The organism is Mesorhizobium sp. M1295, from assembly GCF_040318135.1.
GTDB lineage: Bacteria > Pseudomonadota > Alphaproteobacteria > Rhizobiales > Rhizobiaceae > Mesorhizobium.
This window is the reverse complement of sequence record NZ_JAMYLU010000004.1, coordinates 49588-62751: the sequence shown is the minus strand read 5'-3', so window position 1 is coordinate 62751 and position 13164 is coordinate 49588. Positions and strand designations below refer to the sequence as shown.

The window sequence follows — 13164 nt, the reverse complement described above, 5'->3', positions numbered from 1 at the left end:
CAAGGGAGGACGAAATGAGACTGGTTCAGTCATTTGCATTTGCTGCTGTGCTGCTTCTTTCGTCTGCATTGTCTGCGGCCGCCCACTCGGCTCGTGAGGACATCGAAGCGGCGTTGGTAAAATTCATGGACGCCTTCAACAGCGGAAACGCAGCAGCGGTAGGTCAAATGTATACCGACGATGCCGCTCTGCTGCCACCCGACGGCAAACGCGTCGATGACCGCAAGGGCGTGGAAGAATTCTGGCAGGGCGCAATCAAGGCCGGGATGAAGAATCTCACCCTGAAGGCGCTGGAAGTGGAAGGGAGCGGGAATCTCGCCTACGAAGTTGGCGCATTTACGCTCAGTGTGCCGAGCAAAGGCGGTGCCCCTTCCACCGTTGCGGGCAAGTACATTGTCGTTTGGAAAAAAGGGGGCGACGGGACATGGCGCCTGCATCGGGACATCTGGAACTTAGGTGCGGCCCAATAGATTCCGCGATCCGTGAGGCCGGCGCGGCTTGCAACAGTTCCAACGAAAGTCCATGGCAATAGTTGATGTGACTGAATTGATTAACAAAATTGAACAGACTTGATGGGTCTGCTCATCGAGTCGGCTCTGGATCTATCGCGCTACCGATCAGGGAGGCGGTAAGATTCGAGCTCAGCAGAACGGCTGACCACCACTTGCCGGGACTAGAGTGTTCTCCGGCTCGGCGCGCCGCTGAGGACTCTTGTTCATTTGGTCATGCGCAATCCGTGGTTCTCCAAGAACCCGTCCATCTCGTCAAATGCCATCTGAGCCGAGACAACTAACTATCATTGGGCAAGTAGCGGCTCAACGGCTCCAGAAGAAAGCAGCCCCCCTATGCTCGTTCAACATTCGAGATCGCATCGGGCAAGTCTTTCCACGTCCGGGTACGCCATGCTGCTTCGACCGCCCCTTTTTTCTTGCGGATTTAGGAATTCGAGCTTTTCGGTTGTTCCGATCATCCATTTGGGAAACGACCGATGCCGGCAAGCAAGGTTTTATGGGGCCAGATACTCACCGCCTTTCTGATCGTCGTCGCGACAACATGGGGAGCAACACAGTGGACGGCAGGGCGGCTCGACTTTCAAAGCCAACTCGGTCCGCCGTGGTTCGAATTGGCTGGACACCCCGTTTATCCGCCGCCAGCCTTTTTCTGGTGGTGGTTTTTCTACGACGCCTACGCGCCGAACGTCTTCCTGGAGGGCGCGGCGATTGCGGCGAGCGGAAGCCTCATGGCTATCGTCGCAGCGATCGGGACGTCGCTGTGGCGGGCGCGCGAGGGAAAGGATACCACGACTTACGGCTCGGCGCGCTGGGCGACGCGAGACGAAATCAAGGCCGCTGGGATGATCGGTCAGGATGGGGTGATCCTGGGTATGTTGGGCCGACACTATCTACGCCACGACGGTCCGGAACACGTGCTATGTTTCGCACCGACCCGAAGCGGCAAAGGCGTCGGCCTGGTCGTGCCGTCACTACTGACCTGGCCGGGTTCGGCAATCGTCCACGACATCAAAGGCGAAAACTGGGAACTGACGGCCGGATGGCGGGCCCGTTTCGGCCAGGTGCTTCTGTTCGACCCGACCAATGCTGGATCCGCAGCCTACAATCCTCTGCTGGAGGTGCGACGGGGCGAGTGGGAAGTTCGAGATGTGCAGAACGTGGCGGATGTCCTGGTCGACCCAGAAGGCACATTGGAACGCCGCAACCACTGGGAGAAGACCAGCCATGCGTTGCTGGTCGGCGCAATACTGCACGTGCTCTATGCGGAGAAAGACAAGACCCTCGCAGGCGTGGCGAACTTCCTTTCTGATCCAGAGCGGCCAATCGAGGCAACGCTGCGCGCCATGATGCTGACGCGGCATTTGGGTGATGCAGGCCCGCATCCCGTCGTGGCGTCGGCTGCTCGGGAACTGCTTAACAAGTCCGAGAACGAGCGTTCCGGCGTGCTCTCGACGGCCATGAGTTTTCTGGGCCTCTACCGCGATCCAGTTGTGGCCAAGGTGACGTCATACTGTGACTGGCGGATCGCAGACCTTGTCGAGGAGGCACGGCCGACGACGCTCTATCTGGTCGTGCCGCCATCGGACATCAGTCGCACAAAGCCGCTGATGCGACTCGTGCTTAACCAGATCGGCCGCAGGCTCGCCGAAAATCTTCACGCGAAGGACCACCGGCAGCGTCTTTTGATGCTGCTGGACGAGTTTCCCGCGCTCGGCAGGCTCGATTTCTTCGAAAGCGCGCTGGCCTTCATGGCCGGGTATGGCATCAAGTCGTTCCTGATTGCACAATCGCTCAATCAGATCGAGAAGGCCTACGGACCGAACAATTCCATCCTCGACAATTGTCATGTGCGGGTGAGCTTCGCCACGAATGACGAGAGGACGGCCAAGCGCGTCTCAGACTCTCTGGGGACCGCGACCGAGTTGCGCGCCATGAAAAACTATGCGGGGCACAGATTGTCGCCCTGGCTCGGGCATCTGATGGTCTCGCGGCAGGAAACGGCGCGTGCACTGATGACGCCGGGCGAGATCATGCAGCTGCCCCCGACCGAGGCGATCATTATGATCTCGGGCCAGTTCCCAATCCGTGCGACGAAGGCACGCTACTTTGCCGACCCGCGTCTTGCCGAGCGTGTCTTGCCGCCGCCAAGGACCGGAGGGACAATGCAGAACGCTCGCTCTGAGGACTGGACCGACACGACACTTCTTGCTGAGCCGGAAGGCAAATCTCGCAAGCTGAGGCTTGCCAGGGATCAGCAGGACGAGGATCCGGCCAATGGCGGCATTCGCCGCCAGCCCGAGCTTCCCGAACACGAAGACATCGCGCCGGAACGAACGCCACGCTGCGACGATGAGTTCGACCTCGACAGGGACGAGCCCGATGATGACGCCGTTCGTCGCCGCAGTGTCGATCAAGCCATGAGACGCGCAGCTCGTCAGGCCGCCCTTGACCCCAATGATGGCATTGAGCTTTGAGCGCATGAAGAACGCCAAGAAAAGACGTCTGTCTGCCTATCTCGACCCTGACGTAATGAGGGCACTGGCAGATTACGCTGGGCGGCGCGAGGTCTCGCTGTCACTGGTCGCCGAGGCTGCGCTCGCGTCGTTCCTGTCGCCGGACGCCGAAGAACGAAAGCAAGCGGCGATCACTCGCCGCCTCGACCAGATCGATCGACGCGTGCAGCGGGTCGAGCGTGACGTCGGAATTGCTATTGAGACGCTAGCATTGTTCGTCCGGTTTTGGCTCAACTCGACTCCAGCCTTGCCGGAATCGGCGCAAGCGGAGGCGCGTGCCAAGGGCTTGCAGCGCTACGACAATTTCGTCGATGCGCTCGGTCGCCGGCTCAGCAAAGGACCAAGGCTCAGGCAGGAGATAGCCGACGATGTTCCGCCAGCGCCGCCGGCAACTGGATGAGCTGCCGGCAAGACAGGCGCTTCAAAAGCCCAACCCCGGTGCCCGATTGCGGAGCTATTTTGCGCAGCTGATACCCATCAGATCACCTTTCATCGGAGCGGCGGACCTCGGCATTCGTCTCCACAGTCGATCTCGGCTAGCAGTGTGCCTTGCCGGATTGGAGTTCTTTCGACCGCGCATGCTTGGTTGAATTCGAGCCTCGCCGCCCCGAGGAACAGGTTCTTGCCCGCGCCGTACCAAAGATTGATAATCACTTTGAAACTGCCCGGTGGCACGGTATCGCTGCCGAACCGGACATCAGGTCTTTCCTTGGCGCAATAACTTTGAAACAAATCCTGCTGGCAGGCGTTCCAGCATAGCGGGCGGGTTTCCGGAGGACCCAATGCCCGACGAATACAATGACATCGTCATCCCCCAAGACCACGACGCATTGCCACTTCGGGAGGAGGAGTATTTCGTCGTCTGCCCGGCGTGCGGCCAGGCATTCGACATCAGGTGTATGGCAGAGGCGCTTCATCACAACGAGCTGGGCCATCAGCCCTACGACCTCGACTCGTAGTCGCCGGCGTTGCCGTCGGGTCAGCTTACAACGAATCCCTGTCGCGAGGGCGTAGCTTTGCCGGCACGCTGTGTCGTGACAGACACCTTGCAGGCTTTCAGCGACGACTTGATTGCCGTTGCGGTTGTTGTCGATGTGGCCGTGGCTGTCACCGACCGGTTGTTAACCCAGGGGAGGGCGCTTACTCCACCGCAACCATGTCGTCCAGTTCCGTCGCGACGCACCGAAGCAGACTTTTTGCGGGCATCGGTGGCGGGACGAACATGTGATCTCCATAATGGATACGAGCCGGCGCCCATCGCGTCTGACCGGCGACCAAGCGCTCGCTGCAGAGAAAAGTTCCCGTCGAGCGGGATGCCGCGTTGCCTTCACACGGGATGTGCTGGTCGTCTCCTTCCACAGCGCACACGTGCCACGCGTCCTGGACGGGCGCGCCGCCTGTTGCCGAGAGCGACGATCGCGAATGCGACGATCTGACTTGCTTCACCGGTAATCCGAAAGCGCGAGGAACGCGCTACGCTGGGCGCCTGCCCTAGCGTCGAGCTCCCATTTATCCGTTCGTCCGCTCCATATCCGACTGGACAGCGCGGCACCCTTGGGCTGTTCAAAGGCGCTTGCATCTTCCCCGCGCCGACACCGGCTGTTGTCTCGCCGGAGCGTTAACCCGTTGAAGCCCGGCGGGGCTTTCTCAGCCTAGTGATCGCCGACTTATCGACAGTAATCACCCCGCCGCAGTCAATGCGCACAGTGAGTTTGTTCCCTCCGCAATCGATGCGGGTGACGTCCCCAACAAGAACCACTCGGTCGCCGGCCCGGACTTTCGGTGGCGGATCAATCGTATAAGGATGGTCATACGAAGGAATGCTCACCCTGGCGCGCCCGCTGGGGAGAATCGCGATGACGATACCTGCTAGCGCAACCTCATCGCCGACCTCAAATTCACCAGGCATGTTAACGTGCAGCATGGTGTTCCTCCCGATGCTTTCCTAATTCACGCTTTGCTAAATTAATGCCCGGCCAACCAGGTTGGTTGCTTGCAATCGGCTTCGTACGGTTCCGCACAATTCCAAGCTGGGGTATGCACTCCCAGTTGGCCTCGGATCGGCCTTTGTGTGCGTCAAATTCTGCAGAAATGGTTTAACATTTCAGCGATGACCTTGGCGCGCTTGCCCAACCACGTGTTAGCGGAGTGACGGACTTCCTCTCGGTCCGGCGATGGCCATAAAGGGTGCGTGGAGCGGAGGAACGCCGACGCCGGAAACAGGTATCGCGTGCTGTTCCCAAAGTGACGGCTCCCTCGGAGCGGAAGTTGAACACAGGCCCGCCGTTAGGTCCGGCTTCCAAACGTCATAGAAGCCGCTCGACGGCTTTACCTGCCACGCTGGTTATTGGAGCCGAATAGTCAATGCGGGTGTCGTGCGCCTAAGCGCAAGTCAAATTCGTTTTCAGGCTCGGGATATTCAAGGCCAGCGGCGCTATCATCCGGTAATATTCAGCCAGGCCATATGTTGTTCGCTATCGTTGCACATGGGAGGCTCCGATCGGGGGACATTTCAATCACAATGGCAACCGGACAGACGCTGGAAGCGCCGGGCCTGAAAGGCTAGAACGATGACACAAGCTTTGCCCTTCTTCGCGCCAGGCTTCGAGCTTTTTGGCGAGCGATCCTGAGCTCGGGCAGCGTTGGCTGCCACCAGCCTCGTTGCCGTTCCGCTAACTCGGCAGCACGCCGAGCGGGCCATGTTCTAATCAATTCAGCCAACGTCGCCGGACGCCATCTGCCCCAGACATGGTCGACGTCCGCCTCGATCAAATGCGGATAGAACGCTGCTAATTCCGAGGCGTCTACGAGTTCACCCGAAATGTCGGTGAAGACGACGATGCCGTATTGCTCCGTCGCCACGGTAAGGCCAAGCCGGGGTAAATCGTCAGCAGGCAATGGATAGCGACGTCGCCTGCGTTCGGCATACCGCAATCTAGCGGCTTTATATTCCTCGGAGTCTTTGGACGCTTCCCGTCGCCGTTTCCTCTCGTCCGGTTCTGCGCGGCCTGCGGCCCTTTCGATGCTTGGCCAATGGCGCCTCAACTCCTCGTATGAGCGGAAAGGCACCCTCCAGGCCCGCAGTTCGTCGTCCCAGCTCGCCCATGGAACGGCTCGCAGTTCCTCGAGGACCGTCCGCGAATATGGCGTGCGGAGGCGCAGGTCGTCCGCGATTTCCAGATACCGGCTCGACAGGGGATCGAAGGCGAAGGCATCCCGTCCCTTGCTGTCATCATATGCTACTCGTAGATCCGCCTCTTGCGCCATCCAGCGCTGGACGCGCCGCGCGGCAGTCTTTCCCGGCACGAACCAGCTTCTGCGCTCGTCACTCCACCTGGCGCGCGGGAATGCCTGTCGAAACCGCTCAACCGCCGCGCGATCGTACGGAAAGCGCGCTTCGGCACCAGGAGCTGGCTGCGGTGCACCAGGGGCGTCGGATTTTTTCATCAGATTGCAAAGCACAGCACTGCTCTCAAACAACGCGGTGCAGCTCATTTGGGTCCAAGAACACCAGAACGTACGGTCAGAGCCGCAAGGGGAAGCCAATGAGGCGATCGGTGAAACTGCTCAACGCGCCCGGCGTGGCGAAACCTTCGCCGCGCCGGATCGTTATTCTGCTCCAGGAGAGGTCCACTCATGCCCAGACGAGATGCAGAAAACCCAACGGCCAGACGGCCAACTAGCCCTCGTTCGCGTCCCCTGAAAGGCGAGGAGACGGAAGTGAACCACATCGTCGAAACGCAAAGTGTGTCGCCAGCCCAAGCGCGAGAGCTTGTGCGGCGCCACGGAAACGATTGGCGTAAGATCGATGAAGCCGCCAAGTCTTATAAGGACGACAGCTAAGCACTTCAGGCCGGGCGGGGAAAGGGGGCATTGTCACGGCAATCCGCGGGTGCGATGGAGCGGATCGGCTTGAGGTGAGAATGACCACCGTCGCAACCTTCAACGTAAAGGGCGTCGTCAACTGCCCAATGACTGCATACGAATTGTTTGCCTCCATGAATTAAAGACGCCGGACGAGAAGTTCCTTTGGGTGCCCGCAACGATACCAGGTATCCTCGGCGGCGATCAACGAGGAGAACGGCATTCGGACGGATTGGTGATAAGGCATCGACGACTCTGAGCATTTGGGACACCGTAGGCCCTGACCAGGACGAATTGCTTCGCGCAGTCGGCGATGCTGACTACGAGACAGCGAAGATAGACAGGAAGAACCAAGAGAAATTGAGGCGCAACGACAGCAAAACAGCAATGAGAATGAGCCCAGCCAAGGGCAGCCACCATAGTCCCGGTCGGATGCCGCCATGTCCAGAACTCTGATCGTCGTTGGTTTGATCATAGTTGCCATAGGCCTATTGTGGCCTTGGGTGTCTCGGATCGGTCTGGGCAGATTGCCCGGTGACATCGTGATCCAACGTGAGAACTTCACGTTTTATGTTCCGATCGGCACCGGGATTCTGATCAGCATCGTGCTTTCGTTTGTTCTGTGGCTACTCAACCGATAGCGAGGACGGCGAGCCCGCGTCGCCGGAGGATAAGAACGACGCGGGCCGATCGGAGATATCCGATCTGGCAGCAAAAATATGAGGGAAAGAGTTGCTGCGTGGGCAGAACTTTCCCTGCGCGCCGGTGTTCCATCGCGTGAGTAAAAAAGCCCGCCGCACAGGTTGGTGCGGCGGGGGCGATCAAGCGCTGTTGCACCGGGCGGGGGCTCGGGGTCGGCATGCCCTGTGCGCGTGGATCACAGGGACTTTAGATGCATCAGCTGCAATGCGTCCACCAACCGACGGTTGGACAACACGAGGCTTGATATCGCCATCATCGGGACGTCCTGATCTGTTTCGACAGCAGGATTGGACCAGCGGGCGCGAGGTCTTGGTGAGCTTAGGGCGGATGCCGGGCTGGACCCTAAAAGCCGCTCCCATCCGCCGTCTGTCGTCTCGATCGCGAGTGTAGCGGCAATGCGCTGAATCAGAAAAATTAAATAGCACGGGTCACAACCTGCAGCAAAACTGTCCAAATTCGACCCGCTCGAGCTGTCCTTCGCTGGATACGAAAGCCCACGAGCGGACGCTACAGGCCTAACTTCTCCCGGAGTACATCAATGCGTTTAGAAGCTTCCGCCTTGCTGAGGCCGTCAGCATAGGCGTCAGGGTCGTCGGCCTGTTCGGCCAGAGTTTTCAAATAGGAGGCTTGTGCGGGAGTCATTGGGTCATCTCCGCTGACCCAATCTTCCGGGTCCTTTTCGACATTTGCCGATGTCTCGATTTTTGGGTTGTGCCGGTCGGCCATGATCAATCTCCCTTGATGATCAACACAATGAGAAATGATCATGATTTGTTCCGCCACTTTGGTAGGCTTTCTCACACCGTTTGCACCGGCCCGGTCTGCGGATCGAATGGAACCAGCGAAGGCCGTGTCCGAGCGGCGCTTTTGCTTCGACTGCGTTGCCGTAGAAAAGCTGCTCTGTCGTCATATTTTTTAATTAATACAGCTACTTCAACAGTCGCAATGGAATCACGTGAGAGCTGTTGCAACGGGCCGCTCCGCCGCCTATTGTGTATTGCAACAGCTCGGAGCTAAATGCAGGGTAACTGTTGAATTGGCTGATTTTGTTGAATTAAATAACGATCAGCGTCGGGAAAAAGTCAATTCCGACCAACGCTTCATTGCGCTCAAGGAGGCCCAAAGGAAGGCGAAGAGCTTTCGGGGATCCCTCGTCTGGCACACCGTGAACGGCATTGACCACTTGATGCGAAGCTACTACGACGCCGCTGGCGTACGACACCAAAAGGCAGAGGGTCGGCGCTCGCCGGCGAGCGAAGCTGTCAAGGCGGATTGGGAAACAGCTCGCGCGTCCGCCCAAGAAACGCTCTCTGCGCGACAGGAGCAGATGGAGCGCCAATCTGCTGTCAATCGCGCGCTCCGACTTGGACGTGTTCCCCTGATCGCCGCAAGAATTATCAGGGCAATAGATAACGCCGGTCTTCTCGGGGAAGGCATTCGTATTGCCGGCACGAATGCGATCTACGCCTATGAGGCGGCGGCCGGAGTGTTCGTGGATCCCGGAATCACATCGACCCAAGATATCGATCTCCTCATGGACTCGCGCCAGTCCCTCCGGATCATGTCTGGCGCCAACGTCGAACATGGAGCGCTCATCAACCTTTTGCGCAAGGTCGATCGGTCTTTCGAGCGTTCATCCGCCACGTTCCGCGCGGTGAACCGCGACGGATACCTCGTGGATCTGATCAAACCGCTTGCAAACCCGGCGTGGAAGCCGAGCCGGGAAACTGTCGGGAAGGCCGACGACGAATTGGTGCCCGCCGAGATCGCCGGCCTGGCATGGTTGGAAAATGCCCCTGCTTTCGAAGCAATCGCCATCGATGAAAAAGGCGGACCGTTGCGGCTCGTGGTTCCCGATCCGCGTATTTTTGCCGCTCACAAATTCTGGGTCTCAAAACGAGCTGATCGCGAGCCAATCAAGCGCCGTCGCGACCTGGCCCAAGCGCAAGTGGTTGCCTGGCTGACGACGCAATATCTCGAGCATCTCCCCTACAAAGCAAGCGAGCTTCGGGTCCTACCAAGGGCCGTTTTCGACGAAGCCCATCATTTATTCGCGCGACCAGCGTCGCGGCCGTGAATGTCTGAGCTACATGTTGGCCGGCTGGATTGGCCCTCAACTTCCAACCGATCGAAGACGCGGCCCAGCAGCGCCAGATCGAAGGGACGAAAGACGCCAGCTTGCTCTGCTTTGGGACCAATTGGCATGACGCCCCTTGATGCAGGCCCAGCCGACAGAATCGAAACTGATTGGGCGCTATTACAGGGTTCAAGCTGGAGACAGCCGATGATCTTAGAGTCTCGTGCTCATGCCGGTTCGATATCCGTTTGGGAGAAGTCTTTGCCGATGAAAAGCAGCGGTTCGTCTGCACGCTTTGCCAACGCATAGGAGAGGCAATCGGCAAAATTCAGTGCCGCCGGGTGGTGGCCCTTGCCGTAGGTCAGCCAACCCTGGGTCGCCAGATCAACCAATTCGGAGTCGACAGGAATGATGTCGGCCTCGATTTTGCGCAGCCAAAGATCGATCTCGGCCAACGCGTGTTCGCCGCGCCTGCTGACCAGCACCATGCGTGCCTCGAGCACGCAGGTTGCCGGGACCAGACGGATTGGGTCGGAGACCAGCGCTCGTTCCAGCCTTGCTGCCTCAGGCTCGCTCCGAAGGATCGCTACAACAGCTGAGGTATCGATCACCATCAGTTAGGAATTCCATGCTCGTCATACCCGATGATCTCCTCGTCGCTGCGATTATCCAGTTCAGGCAATCGTGCCACTCTTTCTCGGATGGCGCGCAATTCTGCCACCAGACGCTCCTGAGCGGTCTCTCCAAAGCCCAAGCGATGCAAGCGCTCGCTAAGGGCCTGGTGAATGGCTGCTGTCTTAGTGATACCCTGGCGGCGTGCGAGTTCATCGGCGAGAGCAACGGTGGCCGGATTTTTGATGTTCAGGGACACGAGAAACTCCAAAAATCTACCTTTCTGACAATTTCTACCATAGTTCTCTAGGCTCTTCAACATACCTGCTAGCCTCGCCTACAGCCGCGCCGCGCCGGGGGCCGACCTCTGTGTGGACGTGGCTCGTCGCGCCAACCGGCTGCTCGCGGCGGCGCCGAACTTCGCGGCAGGGACGCCGACGAGATGGTGGCGCTGCTGATGGAAGACATCACCCCTTGAAGTGTCGGGCGGTCGATGACACTGGTCGGTGGGTCTCGATCGGCGAAAGCGATCCTTGTTGGTCGATGCCAGCAGCAGATATGCCTTCTCGTAGATATAGCCGCCTGTTCTTTTTGAGCGGCGATGGCCAGTCGGGCACCGGGTTGCTGAGCTATCGCGGTCGCGGCACCGCATTTCGCAAGTCTCTGCACGTCATCGCACGATCGCCGGCTTTGCTTGTTGCAAGGCCGACGCTCCTGCCTTTTCTAATGATCCCCGACCGCGGCACGAAACAGTTCGTGGCGAGAAACGGGGACCCCGCATGGCGACCAACCATCATGCCAGCAAGAGAGTGGTGTCGCGCGGCGCGCGCATGCTCCGCACCGCTCTCGGCCCGGCCATAGCAGCCTTCCTTGACGATCCAGCCATTGTCGAGGTGATGCTGAATCCCGACGGTCGCCTGTGGGTTGATCGTCTCAGCGAAGGACTCGTTGCAAGCAATGAAATCCTGATCGCGGCCGACGGCGAACGGATCGTCAGGCTGGTGGCGCACCATGTCGGTGCGGAGGTGCATTCGGGCTCGCCGCGCGTTTCGGCTGAACTGCCTGGAACCGGCGACCGGTTCGAGGGTCTGTTGCCGCCTGTTGTCGCGGCACCAACATTCGCCATCCGCAAGCCGGCAGTCGCGGTGTTCACGCTTCAAGACTATGTCGCCGCCGGCATCATGACCGAAGGCCAGGCTGACGTCCTGCAGCTTGCCGTGGAGACACGGAAGAACGTGCTGGTGGCCGGCGGCACATCGACGGGCAAGACCACGCTGGTCAACGCGCTTTTGGCGGAGCTGGCCAAATCCGCCGACCGCGTCGTGCTGATCGAGGATACGCGCGAGTTGCAGTGTGCTGCGCCCAATCTTGTGGCGCTGCGCACCAAGGATGGTGTCGCCTCGCTTTCCGATCTGGTGAAGTCGTCGTTGCGACTTCGGCCCGATCGCATTCCGATCGGCGAGGTACGCGGCGCGGAAGCGCTCGATCTGTTGAAGGCCTGGGGCACCGGCCATCCCGGCGGCATCGGCACCATTCACGCCAATTCTGCCATTGGCGCACTGCGCCGACTGGAGCAGCTCGTGCAGGAGGCCGTCGTTACGGTTCCGCGCGCACTGATTGGCGAAACCATAGATCTCATCGCGGTTCTCGCTGGCCGCGGCTCAGCGCGCCGGCTCGTCGAGATCGCCTTGGTCGACGGGCTCGATCCGGCCACCGGCGACTATCGCACCCTGGAAGCAAATCTCGAGACCACAACGACCTTGAATCACCACTCGCCCTATGGAGCTTCAGAATGACCCAGATCCGCTTCAATTCATCGGCTTTCCGCAAGCCTGTCGTGGAGCTGTCGTATGCGGCGACCGCTGCGATCATGATGATTGCACCCGCCCATGCTGCCGGTTCTTCCATGCCCTGGGAGGAGCCGCTTCAGCAAATCCTCGAATCGATCGAGGGACCAGTCGCCAAGATCGTGGCGGTGATCATCATCATCATCACCGGCCTTTCGCTCGCCTTCGGCGACACCTCAGGCGGATTTCGCCGGCTGATCCAGATCGTCTTCGGGCTGTCGATCGCTTTCGCGGCAAGTTCGTTCTTCCTGTCCTTTTTCTCCTTCGGCGGCGGAGCGCTGATCTGATGGATGAGGAGATCCGTGGGTTTTTCGCGCCGGTTCATCGCGCACTCACCGAACCGATCCTGCTCGGCGGCGCGCCGCGTGCAGTCGCGATTGCCAACGGCACGCTGGCCGGCGCGGTCGGATTGGGACTTCGTTTGTGGATCGCGGGGCTCATCATCTGGGCGGTCGGGCATGTTGTGGCCGTCTGGGCGGCAAAGCGCGATGCGCAATTCATCGATGTGGTTCGCCGGCACCTTCGCTATCCCACGCATTTCGGATGTTGAGGTTTTCGCCATGATGAACCTCGCGGAATACCGAAAGAAGAGTGCCAGCCTCGTCGATTATCTGCCTTGGGCCGCCCTGGTGGCGCCGGGCGTGGTGCTCAACAAGGACGGCAGTTTTCAAAGAACGGCGCGTTTTCGCGGGCCGGATCTGGACTCCGCCACGCCGGCCGAGCTGGTCGGCAAAACCGCGCGGCTCAACGGCGCGCTGCGCCGTCTCGGCTCCGGCTGGGCAATTTTTGTCGAAGCGCAGCGCAATCCCGCCAGCGGCTACCCCGACAGCCGGTTCCCGGATTGTGCATCCGCACTTCTCGACATCGAGCGTCGCGAACAGTTCGAAGACTCCGGTGTGCTGTTTGAAAGCAGCTACTTTCTCACCTTCGTGTGGCTGCCTCCGGCCGAGGAGGCGTCGCGAATGGAGAGCTGGCTCTACGAAGGCCGGGAAAAGACCGGTGTCGTCCGTGGGAGCTCCTGAAGAGTTTTGTCGATC

The 13164-nt window shown here is 59.6% G+C and carries 15 protein-coding genes; 10 read left to right on the top strand and 5 right to left on the bottom strand.

All coding sequences use genetic code 11. The annotated features are described in order from the left end of the window. Positions 1 to 14: 14 nt before the first annotated feature. From NKH29_RS07690 to NKH29_RS07675, 4 genes are all read left to right on the top strand, one after another. A complete protein-coding gene (locus tag NKH29_RS07690; RefSeq protein WP_051409569.1) occupies positions 15 to 470 on the top strand; it encodes a YybH family protein in 456 nt (151 codons plus the stop codon). Between the two features lie 518 nt (positions 471 to 988). After that, positions 989 to 2986, top strand: a complete 1998-nt coding sequence (locus NKH29_RS07685; protein ID WP_352589119.1) for a conjugal transfer protein TraG — start codon at positions 989 to 991, stop codon at positions 2984 to 2986. Positions 2987 to 2990: 4 nt separating this feature from the next. Continuing rightward, positions 2991 to 3425 (top strand): CopG family transcriptional regulator, encoded by a 435-nt coding sequence (locus NKH29_RS07680; RefSeq protein ID WP_352494341.1) that lies wholly within the window; start codon positions 2991 to 2993, stop codon positions 3423 to 3425. A gap of 382 nt (positions 3426 to 3807) precedes the next feature. Next, complete coding sequence (locus tag NKH29_RS07675) at positions 3808 to 3984, top strand: hypothetical protein (RefSeq protein ID WP_352479403.1); 177 nt, start codon at positions 3808 to 3810, stop codon at positions 3982 to 3984. Between the two features lie 659 nt (positions 3985 to 4643). On the opposite strand, the gene NKH29_RS07670 is transcribed toward NKH29_RS07675, so the two are convergent. Beyond that, positions 4644 to 4949 carry a hypothetical protein gene (locus NKH29_RS07670; RefSeq protein WP_352494340.1) on the bottom strand — a complete coding sequence of 102 codons (306 nt, stop codon included), beginning with the start codon at positions 4947 to 4949 and terminating at the stop codon, positions 4644 to 4646. Between the two features lie 638 nt (positions 4950 to 5587). After that, positions 5588 to 6472, bottom strand: a complete 885-nt coding sequence (locus NKH29_RS07665; protein ID WP_352999432.1) for a hypothetical protein — start codon at positions 6470 to 6472, stop codon at positions 5588 to 5590. Positions 6473 to 7329: 857 nt separating this feature from the next. Between NKH29_RS07665 and NKH29_RS07660 the strand changes: the two genes are divergently transcribed. Beyond that, entirely contained in the window at positions 7330 to 7530 is a 201-nt protein-coding gene (locus tag NKH29_RS07660; RefSeq protein WP_352589125.1) for a DUF2905 domain-containing protein, read from the top strand. A gap of 568 nt (positions 7531 to 8098) precedes the next feature. On the opposite strand, the gene NKH29_RS07655 is transcribed toward NKH29_RS07660, so the two are convergent. After that, positions 8099 to 8359: a DUF3072 domain-containing protein gene (locus tag NKH29_RS07655; protein ID WP_352999322.1), complete on the bottom strand. Its 261-nt coding sequence runs from the start codon at positions 8357 to 8359 to the stop codon at positions 8099 to 8101. 268 nt (positions 8360 to 8627) lie between these two features. Between NKH29_RS07655 and NKH29_RS07650 the strand changes: the two genes are divergently transcribed. Beyond that, entirely contained in the window at positions 8628 to 9668 is a 1041-nt protein-coding gene (locus tag NKH29_RS07650) for a GSU2403 family nucleotidyltransferase fold protein (RefSeq protein ID WP_352589134.1), read from the top strand. A gap of 227 nt (positions 9669 to 9895) precedes the next feature. Here NKH29_RS07650 and NKH29_RS07645 read toward each other — a convergent pair whose 3' ends face one another. Together NKH29_RS07645 and NKH29_RS07640 are read right to left on the bottom strand one after the other, a co-directional pair. Beyond that, positions 9896 to 10282, bottom strand: a complete 387-nt coding sequence (locus NKH29_RS07645; protein ID WP_352589137.1) for a type II toxin-antitoxin system VapC family toxin — start codon at positions 10280 to 10282, stop codon at positions 9896 to 9898. Further along, complete coding sequence (locus NKH29_RS07640; RefSeq protein WP_352814174.1) at positions 10282 to 10539, bottom strand: type II toxin-antitoxin system VapB family antitoxin; 258 nt, start codon at positions 10537 to 10539, stop codon at positions 10282 to 10284. The genes NKH29_RS07645 and NKH29_RS07640 overlap by 1 nt, the downstream gene beginning before the upstream one ends. A gap of 520 nt (positions 10540 to 11059) precedes the next feature. On the opposite strand from NKH29_RS07640, the gene trbB reads away from it, so the two are divergent. The 4 genes from trbB (at position 11060) to NKH29_RS32605 (ending at position 13149) form a co-directional block, all read left to right on the top strand. Then, positions 11060 to 12076, top strand: coding sequence for a P-type conjugative transfer ATPase TrbB (gene trbB, locus NKH29_RS07635; RefSeq protein ID WP_352589139.1), 1017 nt, complete (start codon positions 11060 to 11062; stop codon positions 12074 to 12076). 74 nt (positions 12077 to 12150) lie between these two features. After that, positions 12151 to 12414, top strand: a complete 264-nt coding sequence (locus NKH29_RS07630) for a TrbC/VirB2 family type IV secretion system protein (RefSeq protein WP_254818676.1) — start codon at positions 12151 to 12153, stop codon at positions 12412 to 12414. Then, positions 12414 to 12677 carry a VirB3 family type IV secretion system protein gene (locus NKH29_RS07625; RefSeq protein ID WP_352589142.1) on the top strand — a complete coding sequence of 88 codons (264 nt, stop codon included), beginning with the start codon at positions 12414 to 12416 and terminating at the stop codon, positions 12675 to 12677. Before NKH29_RS07630 ends, NKH29_RS07625 begins: the two co-directional genes overlap by 1 nt. Before the next feature lie 10 nt (positions 12678 to 12687). Then, positions 12688 to 13149, top strand: coding sequence for a hypothetical protein (locus NKH29_RS32605; RefSeq protein ID WP_502911222.1), 462 nt, complete (start codon positions 12688 to 12690; stop codon positions 13147 to 13149). Positions 13150 to 13164 lie beyond the last annotated feature (15 nt).